We start from the raw sequence: 16,601 nt of genomic DNA, 5'->3' as shown, positions 1-16,601 counted from the left end.
ACAAACCGCCGCAACTTCGGGCTAGGTGAAGTCACCGTCACCGCCAGCTGCACCCCGATACACCAAATCCCAGACGAAGACGAACCGGTGCCAACCTAGCCGAGACCGTGGCGCGCCCCCGAAATCGACGAGTTTGGTTGGGAACTTGGTCAGGCCACCCACTGGCGCGACGGGCTGCCCCGAATCGCGCACACGCTGACTAAAGCCGCCTTCCGCCACACCGGGGGCTCGACTCCGAAATCGACGTGCTGAGCCAGGAGCTCAGCAAAACCGCCGACCGTGTCCTAAAGAGCTACGAGGAGGAAGTCGAACTCCACGAAGTTGGCAATTGGCAGCTGCTGGCCGCCATCAACGCCCTGGTTCTCGGCGACAAAACCGCCGCCAATTACCATTGGCGTGGTTTTTAGCGTCTAATACCACGATGGCGACAGGTATCCCGCGATGATCGCCGCGGCCGACAACAACTTTGTCCTGGCCTTTCGTTGAGCGCCCACACCCCCCGGCAGGAACCGAGCACAACGCCACGGAACATGCCGATGCCGCCTCACTGCGCAGCGGGTAGCTCCAGGGTGAGCTCGACCGGGCAGCACAGCTCGCCGCGCTGGTTGGTCAGGTCAATCCGCAGGTCGACGAGATAGCGGGGCGGGTCGACGGACGTGTCGCACCGCTTGGCGACCGTGCGTCCGCGCGCCACCAGGGTGTCGCCGGCGTAAATGGAGCCGGCCAGCGTCATCTTGCGTCGCACCACCCGGCAATGCGGTCCGGCCCAGTCAGTCGCGACACGGTCGGCGAAGCCGGCCAGATGCATGGTGTTGACGAAGATAGTTGGGTGACCTTGACTTTGAGCATAACCGGGGTCGAAGTGGCCGGGAAAGTAGTCCCACGTCGCTCCCGCGTTCATCACCACCCGTTGGTAGTCGATGTCGTCGACCAGTTGCGGCAGATCAACAGGAACGCTGAGCTTTTGCCAGTCCACCGTCATGCGGCCCCTTTACCTGATTGCTTCAGGAGTGAAGCGGAACAAGGTGTTTCGGTTGGTTGCCACTACGGCGCCGTCCTGGCGGCTATATGTCTCGAGCGTCTCGACGAAGTGGCCGACGCCCAGGCGAGTCCGCTTTTCCGGTGACACCGACACCACCTCTTCGACGACGGTGAGCCGGTCCCCTTCAACGATCGGCAACGGGAACTCGGCCTCGTTCGCGGCGTTGACAAATGTCGTGCCGGGCAACGGCACCCGCAGGGCGATCGACACCCGCCGCGGTTCACCGGTCGGCAGCCACGGTGGTGGTATCAGCCACCCCATCAGCAGGGCGGGTGGTGCCAGTAGACCTCCCCAGGTCTTCGCGGCGAATTCGGCGTCCCAGTATGACGGATTGCCGTCGCGAATCAACGCAGCGAACATCTGGATGCGCGCGGCGCTAACCACCGTGCCCGCGGTTCGCGGCTCGGTGGCCTCTCCGACCATCCGCAGCGCATCCTGGTAGCTGCCAAAGGCCAGTTTGTTGCGGACATCCATCACATCATGAGCGGATGCCGACTGGGCGATGAATCCCAATGCAGCTCGCGGGATTTGAAATACCAGCCACCGCGCTCATAGATCAGCTGGTCTCGATAAACTCCGGTGGCCCTCAGCGTGGTGACGCCGACCCTGTCGATGCTGAAAAGCATGGCTACGCAATGCTGGGTCGCGTTGATACCGTCGACGCTGATCTCGTGGTCGACGGTGACCAGTCGCTGTTTACCGTCGCCGTCGAACGCGGCGCGCAGATCGGTGAATACTTCACCGTCACGGGTAAAGGTGGCACCGGAATGGCGAAACGTCGCAATCCACCGGTCGCGGTCGCCCTCGGAGTAAAACCGGTTGTGCCTGGCAGTGAGATCCAGGATCGCCGCACGCCCCGTCGCGGCGTTGAGCAGGTATTCCTGCTGATACGTCATGGTCATAATGGCTCTCTTTAATCTCAGGTCAACGACTGACGATGTACCCGTGGCTTTCCCGGTCCCATGCCCGCGGACCGACACCTCGGGCGCGAAGAATATCCTTGCGCACCCGGCCGATGACGGTTTTTGGCAGATCGTTCACGATCTCGACATATCGCGGTACACAGAAGTACGGCATCCGGTCAGCGCAGAAGTCGAGCAGCTCGGCGCAGTCCAGCGTGGCCTCGGGACGCACCGTGACAAACAGCAGGATGTCGTCCTCGCCCAATTCACTTGGCACACCGACTATTGCCGCCTCGACCACAGCCGGGTGGCGCATGACGATGCTCTCCACTTCGACCGAGGAGATATTCTCGCCCCGCCTGCGCAGCGAATCTTTGATCCGGTCAAGATAAGTCAGATTGCCTTCGCCGTCGAGCATTCCAAGGTCCCCGGTTCGGAACCACCGCGGGTGCCGCTCGATTCGCAGGCCTGATTCGTCTGTGTCGGGCACGACGTAGCCTTCACTCATCACATGCGGGTACTTGGCACGGCAAGCGATTTCGCCCGCCTTTCCCGGCGGCAGCGGGTTCCCGTCGGCGTCGATGATGCGGACGTCGAAACTCGGGCTGGGCCGACCCGACGTTCCGGGAACGCCTTCCTCAGCGATGCCTTTGACGGTGATCGGGAAGGCCTCCGTCAGGCCATACATAGTGACGATTCGGCACTGGAAACGCTTCTCGATGTCGCGGTAGATTCCGGCATCGATGGGCGCGGCCGAGATGAAGCGCAGCGGCAACCTGGCATCGCGGGGATCGACAGGCTGGTTCCACAGCATCGAGACCATTGCGCCAGCACCCACGAATCCCGCTGCGCCGCAAGCGCGTATCTCATCGCAAACCTCGCCGGGATGAAACGCGCCCGCCAGCACCGTCGTCCCGCCGACCAGCATGGGCGCTAGCACCGTTGGTGCCGCGGTGATATGAAAGAGAGGCATCGCGGTCCAGAGCACCTCGCCAGGAGCAAACTCCCACGCGGCGGCCGCGTTGGCGGCCACGGTGAACAGGTAATGCCAGGTGGTGGCGACCGCTTTCGACGGCCCTGTCGTGCCCGATGTGAAAAACAGCGATCCCACATCCCCGATATCTACCGGAGTGTCGGGGACCGGACGAGCGGCTGCCCGGGTCAGCTGGTGATCAAGCGAATCCCCTTTCTCCACGACGTGGCGCAACGTATCCAGCTGGGCGGCCACGTCGTCAATGCGTGGCCGATGCCCGGGATCGGTGATGATCACCTTCGCCTGCGACAGCCGCAGCGCATGCAGCAAGAAGTCACCCTTGCTCGCGGCGTTCACGGCAGCAGTCACCGCGCCGATCCGCGCGGCACCCAACCAAAAGTAGACCCATTCCGGGCAGGTCGCGCAATACAACGCCACACCATCGCCGCGGCTGACACCCAGGTCGCTCAAAACACTCGCTGCCGCGCAAGACCGCTGTCGCATCTGCTCGAAAGTCACCGGCGTACCGGCGATGGACATCATCACCCGGTCCGGATACTGCCGGGCGCGGCGATCAAGTACCGCCGCAACACTGAAGCGGTCTACCCCGAAATCAGCCGGACCGACACCGCGCATCAGGCTTGCGCGCCCGCCGGGTCCGGCTGGCCGTCGGGCGTGTATCCAAAATCGTTGGGCGACGGCTGTTCGCCTGGGTAGAAGCGGTGTGCCCAGCGGCGAAGGGCCGCGTAATCGCGGGCTTCCTCGGGAGCCAGGTTCGGTTTCTCCAGGTACTTCATGTTTTCCCAGGTGAAGAAGTCCTGTTTGACCACCTCTTGTTGCAGCGCCAAGAATCGCGCGGCGCGCCCGGTGGGCACGTCACCGGTGTCACCCGGTTCCCGAACAGACGCCTGGGTGTAGAAGTAGTCGGTGTAGTCCTCGTCGACCGGTGTCTGCCCGGTGACCTGGATGGTGGCCACCAGCTCGCTGGGGAACCGGACAATGCCCAGCCCAAGTGAGTAGTTGTCGTAGATGATCTTGGCGTCCACCGGCCCGTTCGGGGTCAACCAGGTGCGCTCGCGGCCGCCACCGAAGTTCGCGTTGACCGTGGCGTGCAGGTGATAACCGGAAACCTCGAACGACGCGGTGGTGGCAGGGTTGGCGGCCTTGTGTACGTACTGGACGTGGTAGGGATCGGCGGCGTTTTCGATGATCATCTGCGCATGCACCTTGACCCGGTTGAGCATCCGGCTGTGCGGATGTAACGGGTAGTACTCGCCGGTCTCCAGTTCGGGCAGCACCGGCGGCTGCCAATAAGGCGGCCGACCGTGGCGCTCGTGCCACACCAGGATGAAGCCGTACCACTCGGTGCTCGGATAGGTGCGGATCCGGACGTTCTGCTTGCAACCGATTTTGCTGTATGGGATGAGCGCGTTGGTGCCATCGCCGCGCCAGTGCCAGCCGTGCCAGGGGCAGACAATATTTTCGCCGTCGACCGTGCCGCCGACGCCCAAGTTGGCACCAAGGTGCTGACAGTAGGCGTCCAGCACGTGCAGCCGGCCGCTTTCGGTGCGGAACAGCACCAGTTCCTCACCGAAGTAATGCACCCGCTTGACGTCACCGGCACCCAGATCTGAGGCGAAGCCCACGATGAACCATCCGGTCGGAAACCGGTACTTCGACAGTGCGATGCCACTTGGCCCGAACTCTCGGTCGGACGGATCGATGCTCGGATCTGAAACCGTCTTCGTCACTATCTCTCCGTTTCCCCGCGGCCCAGCGGCGGGCGTGCATCTCGTTGATCCACAGCGGACTTACGCTTATTTTTACTATTTTAGGAATTCAACGTCAAGTCACCGGCAGCCACCCCCGCCGGCATAGCGGTTCGGTGCCGGGCACCGGATCAGACAAAGTCCGACCCGCCGTCGACATTCACCGTCGCACCCGTGACGTACCCATTGCGCCGTGAGGCCAGATAGGCGGTGAGGGACGCGACTTCCTCGGGCAGACCGGCACGGCCGAGATCGCACGGCTGATGGAAATTGCTGTCGATCCATCTCATCACGTCGTAGGGATTTTCAGCGTCGAGTCCGTCGGCGGCGAGGACATCTTTGAGGACCTCGGTGAAGCTTGCCGTGACGATGGTTCCCGGGCATACGCAGTTCACCAGGATGCCGTCTTTGGCCAGGCTTTTCGACAAGTTCTTGGTGACGCTGGCAAGAGCCGCTTTCGAGGCGGTGTAGGCGACGATGCGCGGATTCTGCCGTTGGATCGAGTGCGCCGAGAAGGTCACGATCCGACCCCATTCGGCGGCTCGCAGCAGCGGCAGGGCGGCCCGAATCGACCGCACCCCTGACATCGTGCCGAGGGTGAAGGCCGCATCCCAATCCGAGTCGGTCATCTCCTCGAAATAACCGTCCCCCGGACCGATCGTGTGGACCAAGCTGTTGAGTTCGCCCCAGCGCTCTGCGACCACCGCAAACCCGGCGGCGATGGACTTGGCATCGGACATATCCACGCTGATACCCAGCGCGTCGGGCGCCCCTGCCGCCTTCAAGGATTCCACCGCGGCATCCAGTGCAGGTTGGTTCCTGGCCATCACGGCGACGCAGGCACCCTCCGCGGCAAGGGTCTCGGCCACTGCCAGACCCATCCCCTTGCTCCCGCCTGTGACAACGGCTTTCGAGCCGGCAAACCCCAAATCCATCGTTGCTCCTCTAGCTGACGAAGTGGCCGTATCAGCGGTGTCTAATGACCGCCGCGATCATGTGCTCGGGGGCGCCAAGCCCACCCAGGCAGAAACTCAGCACCGCATCCCGGGCCTTGGCCCGATCGCAGTTTCCGGAAGCCCACTGCTGCTCGACACACGCCCAGACCGCTCCGTGCAACAACTCGGCGTCGGTTGGTGGATCGATCTTCGCGAAGATTCCTTGTCTCTTGCCGAGTTCCAGCTGCTGCAGCAGCGGGCTGAGCAGCTCGCGGTATGCCGGGCCCACCACCTCGGGTGCCGCAAACATCTGGGACTGGGCCTCCAGCGACAGGTTCCGTAGATCAGAGCGGACAGACGCGTCGAAGGCAAGGTCGAGCCGCCCGTCGATCCACGCCGCGACCGCTTCGACTGGATTCGACGCACGGGCCAGTTTCCGGCGCAATCGCCGTACCTCGACCCGTGCCATCTCCAGGAAAACCGCTTGAACCAGTTGGTCTTTCGAGTCAAAGTGTCGATAGAAGGCGCGGGTGCCCAATTTTGCGCGGTTTAGCACATCGGCCACCGTCAACGCGCCGACCCCCTGCTCCCGGACGATACTGGACGCCGCGGACACCAAAACGGCACGCGTCACCGGATCGGGCTGATGCTTGGCCCGTCTGCGTCGTGTCACCCCCGGTCTGGTCGCAGAGGGAGGACGTTTCGCGTCAGCCCGTGGCATCGTAGCTGGCGAGATAGTCGCTGAACTGCTCCCGGACACTGTCTGGCGTCAGCCCATAGTCGGATAGCGAATATTCGTGCGCTCCGCGCGACCCCGGCTGATGACCACTTGCCCAGTGCTGAACCGAGCGGCGTGTCTCTTCGGTGAAGGTCAGGCCAAGCCGCTCATAACTTTTCCTGAGGGTGCTGACCGGATCGACCTGCAGCTCGGCGAAAGAAACATCGGCGAACCGTTCGTCACCGAAGCGTTTGCGAAACTCCATCGCCCGTCGGACGCCTTCGGCCCAGCATCGGAGTTGCTCGTCACCGAGTTCCACCGGGTCGTCGCGGTCGCTACTCCAACTGCGGACATACCGAATAAGGCTGCACACCGATCCCATCACTTTCGCCGGATCGCGGTGACTCCACATAAATTTGGCGTCCGGATAGGCCTTGACGAGTGCGTCGAGCGAAAACATGTGCACCGGCGTCTTGAGGTGCCACAAGTTGGGTGGACAATGCCATTGCAAGAGTTTGAGCACTCGTCGGTGATAGCTGTACGTCTCACTCATGTCGCAGTCCATGACCCATTCCAGATAGCCGGGGACTCGCACGACACCGGCGAAATGCACTGTCCGAAAGCTCATTCCCATAAGGTCCTGACATTCGGTCGCCGCGGTTGCCTCCGAGTTGTACATCGTCTTCATGAGTGGGAACATCTCGTGCAACATGTCCAGGCCGGCCTGGGCCTGTGTAATGCGGGGGTCGTCGTGTTGGGTGGCCGCTTCGGGCGGGGGCGTGGGAGCTTGTGACTCCCACATCCGTAGGGACCGAAACTGGGGATCGGCCCCCACCAGCTGGCTCAGCGCGGTCGTTCCGGTGCGTGGCAGCCCGATGATGAAGACCGGTCCCTCGATCACCGCCTCGTCGATCTCGGGGTGCTGCTTATAGGTTTCTTCGACCTTCAATCGTTGGATTAGCGCATTGCTGATGGTCGCGTGCTGGATGACCTTCCCCGTCTCGTTGAGGTCAGCCTCGGTGTTGAGCGCCTCCACGATGCGTTCCAAGCCTTCACGGTAGTAATGCGAGCCGAAGTCATCGAGACCGGTGGCCGCGTGTGCGCCGTCTTCGAGTTCGTCAGCCCGGAACATCACCGCGCGAACCTTTGATGTACCGCTCGGCGCCGGGCGGCGACGATTGCGGTGCGCTCATCAGGCGTGACTGTCTTGGTATCGGCGGGCAGCGCCGCGGCAATTTCGTCGAACTTCACCACGCGTGTGATCGGCGTTGGCGCCGTATCCGTGCGCACGCAGCGCAAAATCATCGCCCCGTTGCTGTATCCGGCTGTGTCGAGCCAATTCGCGACACCGGGATCGCGTGCGCACACGACCACACGAACGAGCCCGTCGGAATCGACCGCGACTTGATGACCATTAAGGCTCGATTGGTGGCGACCGTAATGGATTGTCTCCCACCAGGGGTTGCCCAGCGAATAGCTCCAGTAGACACCATTGGGCGGCTTAATCTCCAGAATCAACGCCTCGTCCGGCCCGAGTTCCCAACGACCGATAACCGGCCGGTTTTCTGCCGCCGCGCCCACGGCAGAAAGATCCCCCGGCTCGAGAAAACCGTTGGCAGGTGGTGCACTTCCCCAGTCGTGAAAGAATCTGAGGTTCGTGTACACGAATTCGCCGAGCGCTCTCACTTGCCGCGAGACAAGCCCATCCGCATCGCTTGGCCGGCTTTTGCGCTCGGCGCGGCGGCCGATCCGTTCGATCCGTAACGACGAGGGCACCTCACTGTTCCAGTCATAAAAGAAATGGCGAACAACCACCGTTGGATAGTCGCCGTCGATCCGCAGCCAGTTTCCTTCGCGCTCGTCCGCGGAGATGATGACCTCGAAATTGCCGGCTTGGTCCATCTCGAGCTCGTCGACGACGGCATTCGCGGTGGCCTGGATCCCGTTCATCGTCTGCAGTCCGACATAGCGGGCCGTGCCGCGGTTACCGAACAGTCGATAGCTCTCGCCACCCCACAACGTGGCGCGGGTGTAAATCGCATCCGGACAGTCCATGCCCCAGGTCAGTACGTCGTCGGTGGGCGCCCGCGACACTGCCAGAATCGGGTCAGGGTCGAACCGCAGAACCTCGTCGATGCCAATCGCGGCCAGCACCAGCAGGTGCCGGAACCCAGACGCCAGATCCAGCCGATTACGAGCGAACGGGCTGCCGGTAACCAGGTGCGCTGCCGCCCCCAATTGACTGAGCAGCACCGTCCAATCCTTCGCCATGTCGACGCCCTCGGGCGAAGTGCGACCCGCTCGTGCGGCCTCGACGATCGAAAAAGGCAACCATGCAGCGGGATTCGCTGGCTGATCGTTCATCTACTCAGCTCGCTCGTCGGCATCTCGTCCCAGTTCTTGAAAACTGCATTTTCGGATAAGGCTCCGGTGACTATTACATTGTGTGAGAAATCTGTCAAGCCTCGCCCCCGGCGCCTGCGGGTTGAAACGTTCACGGGTGTCCCACCCGGATCTATCATGCTTAAATAGCAAAGATAGCGGCTTTGACGCGTGGGGCCTGGATGGTCGCTACGCACGAACCGAAGGCGGGCGCATGACGACTGCGGCAGTGGACCTTTCCGATTTCTCTCTGTGGCGCAATGGTTTTCCGGACGAACTGTTTGCGCAACTGCGACGCACCAGACCACTGTTCCGGCACGACCACACCCCCGGGGTCGCAAAGACCGGCGTGCAGCGCGATTTCTGGATAACCACCAAGCACCGGCACGCAGTTCGCCTGCACCGCGACGCCGACTCGTTCACCGCGGTCGACGGTCCCCTGATCCAGCCCATCGACACGGTTTTGTCCTACCCGACGATTATCGACATGGATCCGCCGGAGCTGAACAGGCGCCGCAAACTGATCTCGAGCGCGTTTACCCCGCGCGCGATCGCCAAGCTGGAAGACGGTATCCGGGCACGGGCCGCCCGAATGATCGACCGGCTGATCAGCCAGGGCGGCGGAGACTGGATCGGCGATGTGGCCGACCAGCTGCCCATGAGCGTCATCGGCGACATCATCGGGATGCCGGAGGAAGACCGGCCGCGAATCTTTAGCGTCTTCGACCGGATCCTGACCGCGCGCTCGCCGCATGCGCGTCTAAGCCACCAGGAGGAAGCCGAGCTCTACGCCACCATCTTCGGCTACGCGTTGGAGCTCACCGCCCAGAAGCGACGTGAGCCCGCCGACGACATCTGGAGCACGCTGGCCACCGCTGAAATCACAGGCGACGACGGTGAGCGGTTCAGGCTGCCGGCCAACGAGCTGGAGATTTTCTTCTTCGTCCTGGCCTTCGCCGGCAGCGATACCACCAAAAATGCGCTCGCAACCGGCCTGCAGGCGTTCGTCACGAATCCCGAGCAAATCGAGCGTTACCGCGACGAGGAGACGCTGCGTCCCACGGCGGTTGAAGAAGTGCTGCGCTGGGCGACTCCGGTGGCCTACTGGACCCGCACCGCCAAGGTCGACGTCGAAATGGACGGTCAGCACATCCCCAAGGGCGACCGGGTGGTGTCGATGCTGCGCTCGGCCAATCGCGACGAAGAGGTCTTCGACGAGCCGTTCACCTTCGACATCGGGCGCCACCCCAACCCGCACGTCGCGTTCGGCGGTGGCGGACCGCACCACTGTCTGGGCGCCATGCTGGCGCGCGCGGAGCTGCGCGCCGTATTCGACGAGCTGCTGCTGCGCTGCGACAACATCACTGTCGGGCCGCCGAAGGTGGCGCACCCGAACCTGGTCACCAATATGCAGATCTACGACGAGATGTCGATCTCGCTGACCGCGCGCTAGGTCTCACTCGACGATCCGTAACGCCGCCTTCGGGCATTGGTCGACGGCTGCGCGGACGTCAATCTCACGGTCTTGCGGCACCGGACCGTCGGCGATCCGCACCACGTCAGAGTCGCCCAATTCGAAGATGTCTGGGGCCAGTGATTCACAGAATCCGTTGGCCTCACACAACATTTCGTCCACAACCACCCGCATCGAAACCTCCTTGTCTCAAGCGCCCTTGGGTCGGGTCCCGATCACCCCACTTGCCGTCAGCCGCTCCAGGTCGGCTTCGGTCAGCTCACACAGATCGCGCAGCACTTCTCTATTGTGCTCGCCGAGCGTGGGCGGCGTGCGCCGTAACCATCGAGACTGGCCGGCAAGCCTCGCGAAGGGCGGACACGGGTACCACCCGCTACCGGTGCGTGGGTGCTCGAGTAATTCGAAGAATCCGCGCTCGTGCAGTTGCGGGTTTTCCGTCACCAGCGACGGCGACACTACCGGTGCGGCGGGAATGCCGGCCGCAGCCAGGCGCTCCACCGCGGACGCCAGCTGCTGGTCGGCAAACCAGACCTCCAGTCGGCTATCGATGTCGTCGGCGCACTTCCGGCGCCCGGCCACCGTGGCCAGCGCCGGGTCGTCGCACCACGACGGCCGGCCCATCAGCTCGACCAGCGCGTGCCATTGCTCGTCGGTGGCCACCGTCACCGCAATCCACGCGTCGTCGCCGACGCACCGGTAGAGGTTTTGCACCGCCCAGCCGTGACCGCGGTTGCCTTCTCTGCTCAAGGTCACGCCGAAGACTTCCGCTTCGATCGGCTGAATAGCGGTGACATTCAACACCGCTTCGATCATCGGCAATTCGACGAGCTGGCCGGCTCCTGTTCGGTTCGCGAAATTCACAGCGGCCAGCAAGGCGAACGCTGCGTGCACTCCGGCCAGCGGATCGCAGGCCCCCCGCGGCGCAACCGGTGGACCATCCGGCAAGCCGGTCACCCAGGCCAGGCCAGCGATTTGCTCCATGGTGGGGGCAAAGCCGACACGGTCACGCCAGGGGCCCTCCAGACCGAACGCGGGCATCCGGACGACCACCAGCTTGGGATTGACCGCCAACAGGACATCTGAGGTCAACCCGAAGTTGTCCATCACGCGCGGCGAGAAGTTCTCGATCACGGCGTCCGCGCCGGTAACCAACCGGGTGAACAACTGCCGGCCGTCGTCGGATCCCAAGTCCAGTGTCACGGAGCGCTTGTTGGTGTTCATGGCGTGGAAGACCCAGCCGTATTCCCACCAGTCGTCGACGTCGGTGCGCATTCCCCCCGAATAGCGGATGCCGTCGGGACGCTGGATCGACTCCACCTTGACCACGTCCGCACCGAACGCGCCGAGCAGATGTGTCGCGGCCGGCCCCGCCCAAAACGCGGTGAGATCGACAATGCGCAGGCCGTCCAGCGGCAGCCGGTGATCCGATGGGTTACCTACAAATTTCCTTGGTTGCCAAGGCGGCTCGTTGTTGGCTTCCCCGAGGATGGGTGCCGGACGCAGCGGGGCGGGCCGACATCTTGACATCAACCACGGCGGTCGCGGCTGGTGGAACCCGGCGGGGTTGCGCACAAAGACGCCGCGTTCGCGCATGTAGGCCATGTCGCGGATCGTCGAGCCGTTGCCCAGTGGCGCGATCGGCAGCCGGAACAATTGCCCGAGTTCGACGATCTCTTCGACGGTGCGTTCGGCCAGCCAGGGGCCGATGAGCTCATGGATGAGGTCGCGGTATTCCCAGCGGCCGATCTGAAAACGCAGCTGCGGGATCTCGGTCAATTGCGGGCAGTCGACCATCGCAGCGAAGTCGAGCCACTGTTGCCCGGTAACCATGGTGATCCCGACGTAGCCGTCCTTGGCCGGCTCGATGGAGGGCACTTCGATGGTGCGGGTGACCGGCGGCACCTGCAGCAGCTGCGAGTGCAGCCATTCGCTGCTTTGCATCAGCGTGACGGCTTCGAGCATGGACAGGTCCAGGTGCTCACCGGCGCCGCCACGCTCGGCGCGGCGGCGAACCGCCAACGCGCCGAATGCGGCGAACGCGCCACCCATGTATTCGCCTAACTCTCCGCCGATCGCGATGGGTGGTCCGGCAGGGTCGCCGCGGAAACCGGTCGAGCCTGCCCAGGCCTGCAGCGTGAACTCGCTTGCCGCGCGCTCGGCATATGGACCGGCCCAGCCGAAGTCGGAAATCGTGACGACGACAGCGTGCGGCGAGTCCGCCAGCAATCGCTGCGGATCGATGCCCAGATCCGCTGCTTGCGACCGGGTTGCAGTGAGCACCACGACGTCGGCTCCGGCGAGCTCGGCGCGGTATCGCTCGGAATCCGGCGAGATCGTCAGACTGTGCTTGCCGGCGTTGAGGTAGCTGAACAGGGGGGCGTCGGTTGTGTTCGGCAACGGCGAGCGGCTGGCGGTGCGAAGACGCAGCGGATCACCTTGTGGCGGTTCGATTTTCCGCACTTCCGCGCCGGCATCGACCAGAAGTTTCCCGCAGTAGCTACCGGCGATCCGGTCGCTGATCTCGAGCACACGCAAGCCGTCAAGCGGTGTCGGTCGGCCGTCCAGCCCCTCGTTCACTGACATCCATCCGATAGTTTCTGCGTGATATTGACAACTTTGCCAGCTTAGGCCCGCGTCGGCGCAGGTCGGCGCGCGCGCCTGCCCCGGCTATTATGCGATCACTGTTAAGATACGCATTTATACGCGGTCGGTGCAGATCGCGCCCGCCTTTTTCGGTGTAATCGCTGCGAGGATCGGATGACGACGCTGGGAGTCGGCCCGGAGGCGCGCCGTCGGCTGTCTGCGCCACGGATCGCTGAGATCGTCGCAGATGAGTTGCGCCGCCAGATTATCGACGGCGAACTGGCCGACGGTGATCTGTTGCCACGACAAGAAGTACTTGTCGAGCAGTTCAACGTCAGCCTGGTCTCTCTTCGGGAAGCGTTGCGGATTTTAGAGACCGAGGGGCTGGTGTCGGTTCGGCGTGGCAACCGGGGGGGCGCCGTCGTGCACGCCCCGGCGAAGACCAGCGCCGCCTACATGCTCGGGCTGCTGCTGCAAAGCGAGTACGTCGGGGTCGCCGATCTGGGCGCCGCATTGCGGGAGCTGGAACCGGCTTGTGCGGCGCTGGCCGCTCAGCGACCTGACCGGGCCGACACGTTGGTGCGCGAGCTCAAAAACATCAACGAGTCGATGGCCGCGCATCTTGACGACGGCCGCCAATTCACCGAAATCGGCCGCCAATTCCACGATGCCTTGGTCCGTGGGTGCGGAAACAAGACCATCATCGCGGTGGTCGGCACCCTGGAGACGCTGTGGACCAGCCATGAGCAGCAGTGGGCCGACGAGAGCGCGGCCCGCGGTACCTACCCGTCGCTGGCCAATCGCCGCGCGGTGCTCAACACGCACATCAAACTGACCGAGATGATCGAGGCCGGTGACGTCGACCGGGCGCGGCGCATTGCGGCCCGCCACCTCGCCGACACCCAAACTCATGTGTTGGCAGGTCGGCCCGATCAGCGAATCTACGCGCTGTCGCCGCAGGCCCTGTCGCGGCCGCGGGATGCCCGCCGTCTGTAGCGGGAAAACTCGCGATTCGGCGCGACGAGGCAACCCGTGAGAACTGCATTGGTCACCGGTGGCAGCGGTGGAATCGGCAAGGCATGCGCACGAAAGCTGTGCGAGCTCGGCTACGATGTGGTGCTCTCCGCACGCCGTGAAGATCCGTTGCGGGCCGCGGCCGAGGAGATCGGCGCCCGCTATATCGTGGCCGACGCCTCCGACCCAATCGGATTCGCCGGCGCGATAGATGCATTGGACACCATCGACCTCGTCGTGCATGCGGCGGGTGTGCTGGGCGGAACCTATGCGCGCAAGCAGACATTCGAGCAGTGGCGGGCGATCATGTCGGCCAACCTCGATTCCTGCTTCGTGGTGACCTCGGCGGTCCTGCCCCGAATGCGGGCGGGCTCACGGCTGGTGTTCATTTCCTCCTCGGCCGCACACGAGCCGATGATGGCCCGCACCGCCTACTCGGCGTCGAAGGCAGGGATGAACGCGTTCGCCCGAGCGCTGGCGCTCGAGGTCGACCGTGACGGGATCGCGGTCCACATTGTGACGCCGGGGCCAGTGGATACCGAGATGCTGCAAGACGTTCCGTTCGAGATGCATGCGATCCAGGCGTCCGACGTCGCCGACGCCGTCGCCTGGCTGGACACCGTCGACCCCTCGGTGGACCTGCCCGAGATCCGGCTGCAGGCCGTCCGGCGCGGTCCCTTCGCCCGGCCACCGATCGTGCCGCCCGAGGCGCGCCGGCGGCGTCTGGCGCAGCAGGAATAAGACTATCCCAGTGCCACGCGAAGCTCCTTAGCTATGACCCGGATCATGTGCTGCACACCAATCTCATTGCGGCCGATGACCATATGGTCATGCGGGCCGCGTCGCACGCCATGTCCGCATTTGGGAAGCATCGCGAAGTCTTCGTCGCGTACAGCCACGTGGCTGCTCAGCGGTTGTCGCGGGTATACGTCCCATCCAACTGTGTCGTACGGTGCAGCGGGTCGGTGAGCCGGCGGGCAGGATGTCGATGATCTCCACGCCGACGGGGCTATTGGCGAGAATGAGGTTGGGGTAGACCCAGTAAATTACGCCCATCTGGTCTTTGGGGTCCCAGGAGCCGGATGGGTCAGTCTGCAATTGTGTGATCCATTTGAACGGTGTTCTTCGGATCCCGGTGAGTAGTGCAACGGAACCATCAGGACGGTGTCGGCCATGTCCGTGGTCTTGTTGAGGACCAAGCAAAGCGCGCGCTAAGTCAGTCTCCTATCAAGACCGGTGCGTGTGACCGTCGGCGATTCGACGGCCATGCATTTCCCTTCGATTCGGTATTGACGTCGTCCGAGCGGTGATCATACGATATGACATAATATGTATGATCGTATGAAAGCTGCCCGCTTAGGTCAACGAGCCGTCATCCTCGGAGGCAGCGTCGCGGGGTTGTGCGCGGCTGCGGCCGTGTCACCGCATTTCAGCCAGGTAGTGATTCTCGAACGCGACGAGCTGCCCGACGTCGCTGACCACCGTCGCGGTGTACCGCAAAGTAGACACCCGCACTTCCTGTTGAACGCAGGCCGTACGGCACTTGAGCATCTCTACCCCGGCATCGAAGCAGAACTGATCGCTGGCGGCGCGCTCGAGCTCAACCCAGGCAGGGACGCCGCGTATTGCGAATCCCGTGGGTGGGCGCCACGGAAAGCCGGCGCGATGACGATGATCTACTGCTCGCGCATCTTGTTGGAGCGCACGCTGCGCGACCGTGCCTGCGCACTGGCGAATGTGGCCATTCGCGAACGCACGACTGTGCACGGTTTAGCGTTTGACGGTCAACACGTGACCGGGGTCCGGTATTCGCCAGCGGACACCACCGGCGGCGAAGAGACAGATACCTACGATCTCGTCGTCGACGCCTTGGGCCGCGGCTCGAAGGTCGCCTACTGGCTCACGACGGCCGGGTTTCCCGCCGTGCAGACCTTGACGCTGGACGCCAAAGTGACCTACTCGTCGCGGTGGTACCGTCGGCCACCGCCGTCTGCCGACGATTGGTGGTGGCAATTGGTGGTACTTCCGGCGGCTACCCGCGGTGCAAAGCCGGTCGAACACGATTATCTGTCCACGATCTTCCCGATCGAAAACGAACGCTGGATCGCGTTCATGGGATCATGGGGCCACGAAATGCCCAGCAGCAACGATGATTTCGAAGAGTGCGCCCAGCGGATACGAACCCCGGCCTTCAGCGCAGCACTCAAACGCGCAGAGCCGATCTCGGATGTGCATGTTACCCGCGCCACCGCTAACAAGTGGCGACGCTATGACCGCCTGGCCCAGCCACCGCTTGGAATTATCTCTGTCGGCGACTCGATATGCGCCTACAACCCGCTATACGGCCAAGGGATGAGCGCCGCGGCTGTCACAGCCGTGATCCTGGCCGAAACACTCGACACAACTACGTGTTTGGACGCTGACTTTTACCGGCGCTTCCTGCTGCGCCAGAGCCACTACCTTCAAATCCCCTGGGATACGGCGATCACCCGTGATCAGGGCTACAAGCACGCGGTGGGCACGGAGGTACTCCAGTCCGCTGTACGCAGGCGGCTGATGAACCGTCTCGCCTGGCCGATGTTCAACTTGCTCTCGGCGGCTTCGCGAGAAGATCCCGTCATTGAAGACCACTTCAGCCGCGTCTTCAACATCGAGCAGTCATTGCGCGACATGATCACCAACCCTGTCGTGCTGAGCCGACTCGCCCGCTACCAGCTCAAGGTGTTTCTCGGTCGCACGCGGCTGCCCAGATACTTCGATGCTCTCGGCGATCCCCCTTCGACCGACTACAGCACGCCATAAAGAGAGG

The 16,601-nt window shown here is 63.4% G+C and carries 17 protein-coding genes and 1 pseudogene; 6 read left to right on the top strand and 12 right to left on the bottom strand.

Annotated features, from left to right (window positions below; all coding sequences use genetic code 11):
* Positions 1-123 precede the first annotated feature (123 nt).
* Positions 124-252, top strand: a complete 129-nt coding sequence (locus MHEC_RS24990) for a DUF5631 domain-containing protein (protein ID WP_172442100.1) — start codon at positions 124-126, stop codon at positions 250-252.
* Positions 240-407 carry a DUF5631 domain-containing protein gene (locus tag MHEC_RS08175; protein WP_264016375.1) on the top strand — a complete coding sequence of 56 codons (168 nt, stop codon included), beginning with the start codon at positions 240-242 and terminating at the stop codon, positions 405-407. Before MHEC_RS24990 ends, MHEC_RS08175 begins: the two co-directional genes overlap by 13 nt.
* A 137-nt stretch (positions 408-544) precedes the next feature.
* Here MHEC_RS08175 and MHEC_RS08170 read toward each other — a convergent pair whose 3' ends face one another.
* From MHEC_RS08170 to MHEC_RS08130, 9 genes are all read right to left on the bottom strand, one after another.
* On the bottom strand, positions 545-982 hold the full coding sequence (locus tag MHEC_RS08170) for a MaoC/PaaZ C-terminal domain-containing protein (protein WP_048893309.1): 438 nt from the start codon (positions 980-982) through the stop codon (positions 545-547).
* A 9-nt stretch (positions 983-991) separates the two neighbouring features.
* Entirely contained in the window at positions 992-1,516 is a 525-nt protein-coding gene (locus MHEC_RS08165; protein ID WP_048893308.1) for an FAS1-like dehydratase domain-containing protein, read from the bottom strand.
* Positions 1,516-1,944 carry a nuclear transport factor 2 family protein gene (locus MHEC_RS08160; RefSeq protein ID WP_048893307.1) on the bottom strand — a complete coding sequence of 143 codons (429 nt, stop codon included), beginning with the start codon at positions 1,942-1,944 and terminating at the stop codon, positions 1,516-1,518. The genes MHEC_RS08165 and MHEC_RS08160 overlap by 1 nt, the downstream gene beginning before the upstream one ends.
* Positions 1,945-1,966: 22 nt before the next feature.
* Positions 1,967-3,553, bottom strand: coding sequence for an AMP-binding protein (locus MHEC_RS08155; RefSeq protein WP_048893306.1), 1,587 nt, complete (start codon positions 3,551-3,553; stop codon positions 1,967-1,969).
* A complete protein-coding gene (locus MHEC_RS08150) occupies positions 3,553-4,668 on the bottom strand; it encodes an aromatic ring-hydroxylating oxygenase subunit alpha (protein WP_048893305.1) in 1,116 nt (371 codons plus the stop codon). The genes MHEC_RS08155 and MHEC_RS08150 overlap by 1 nt, the downstream gene beginning before the upstream one ends.
* Positions 4,669-4,817: 149 nt before the next feature.
* A complete protein-coding gene (locus MHEC_RS08145; protein WP_048893304.1) occupies positions 4,818-5,621 on the bottom strand; it encodes an SDR family NAD(P)-dependent oxidoreductase in 804 nt (267 codons plus the stop codon).
* A 31-nt stretch (positions 5,622-5,652) separates the two neighbouring features.
* A complete protein-coding gene (locus tag MHEC_RS08140) occupies positions 5,653-6,255 on the bottom strand; it encodes a TetR/AcrR family transcriptional regulator (protein ID WP_308203862.1) in 603 nt (200 codons plus the stop codon).
* Positions 6,256-6,328: 73 nt separating this feature from the next.
* Entirely contained in the window at positions 6,329-7,474 is a 1,146-nt protein-coding gene (locus MHEC_RS08135; RefSeq protein WP_048893302.1) for a sulfotransferase family protein, read from the bottom strand.
* Positions 7,471-8,703, bottom strand: coding sequence for a DUF1214 domain-containing protein (locus MHEC_RS08130; protein WP_048893301.1), 1,233 nt, complete (start codon positions 8,701-8,703; stop codon positions 7,471-7,473). The genes MHEC_RS08135 and MHEC_RS08130 overlap by 4 nt, the downstream gene beginning before the upstream one ends.
* Before the next feature lie 232 nt (positions 8,704-8,935).
* Here MHEC_RS08130 and MHEC_RS08125 point away from each other — a divergent pair, with 232 nt between their 5' ends.
* Positions 8,936-10,174 (top strand): cytochrome P450, encoded by a 1,239-nt coding sequence (locus tag MHEC_RS08125; RefSeq protein WP_048893300.1) that lies wholly within the window; start codon positions 8,936-8,938, stop codon positions 10,172-10,174.
* Positions 10,175-10,177: 3 nt separating this feature from the next.
* Here the strand turns inward: MHEC_RS08125 and MHEC_RS08120 are convergent, their stop codons facing one another.
* A complete protein-coding gene (locus MHEC_RS08120; RefSeq protein WP_048893299.1) occupies positions 10,178-10,369 on the bottom strand; it encodes a ferredoxin in 192 nt (63 codons plus the stop codon).
* Between the two features lie 15 nt (positions 10,370-10,384).
* The gene (locus MHEC_RS08115) at positions 10,385-12,778 is read right to left on the bottom strand and encodes a CaiB/BaiF CoA-transferase family protein (RefSeq protein WP_048893298.1); all 2,394 of its coding nucleotides are present in this window, start codon (positions 12,776-12,778) and stop codon (positions 10,385-10,387) included.
* A 174-nt stretch (positions 12,779-12,952) separates the two neighbouring features.
* Here MHEC_RS08115 and MHEC_RS08110 point away from each other — a divergent pair, with 174 nt between their 5' ends.
* Entirely contained in the window at positions 12,953-13,774 is an 822-nt protein-coding gene (locus tag MHEC_RS08110; protein ID WP_048893297.1) for a FadR/GntR family transcriptional regulator, read from the top strand.
* A gap of 36 nt (positions 13,775-13,810) precedes the next feature.
* Positions 13,811-14,533, top strand: a complete 723-nt coding sequence (locus tag MHEC_RS08105) for an SDR family oxidoreductase (RefSeq protein WP_048893296.1) — start codon at positions 13,811-13,813, stop codon at positions 14,531-14,533.
* 2 nt (positions 14,534-14,535) lie between these two features.
* On the opposite strand, the pseudogene MHEC_RS08100 reads toward MHEC_RS08105, so the two are convergent.
* Positions 14,536-14,911: pseudogene (locus MHEC_RS08100) on the bottom strand (SRPBCC family protein); the annotation flags it as partial.
* A gap of 210 nt (positions 14,912-15,121) precedes the next feature.
* Here MHEC_RS08100 and MHEC_RS08095 point away from each other — a divergent pair.
* Positions 15,122-16,594 (top strand): NAD(P)/FAD-dependent oxidoreductase, encoded by a 1,473-nt coding sequence (locus MHEC_RS08095; RefSeq protein ID WP_235434978.1) that lies wholly within the window; start codon positions 15,122-15,124, stop codon positions 16,592-16,594.
* The last annotated feature ends 7 nt before the right edge of the window (positions 16,595-16,601 follow it).

It is taken from the genome of Mycobacterium heckeshornense (assembly GCF_016592155.1).
GTDB classification, from domain to species: Bacteria; Actinomycetota; Actinomycetes; order Mycobacteriales; family Mycobacteriaceae; genus Mycobacterium; species Mycobacterium heckeshornense.
The sequence above is the reverse complement of the archived record's forward strand: the minus strand, read 5'-3'. Positions and strand labels throughout refer to the sequence as shown.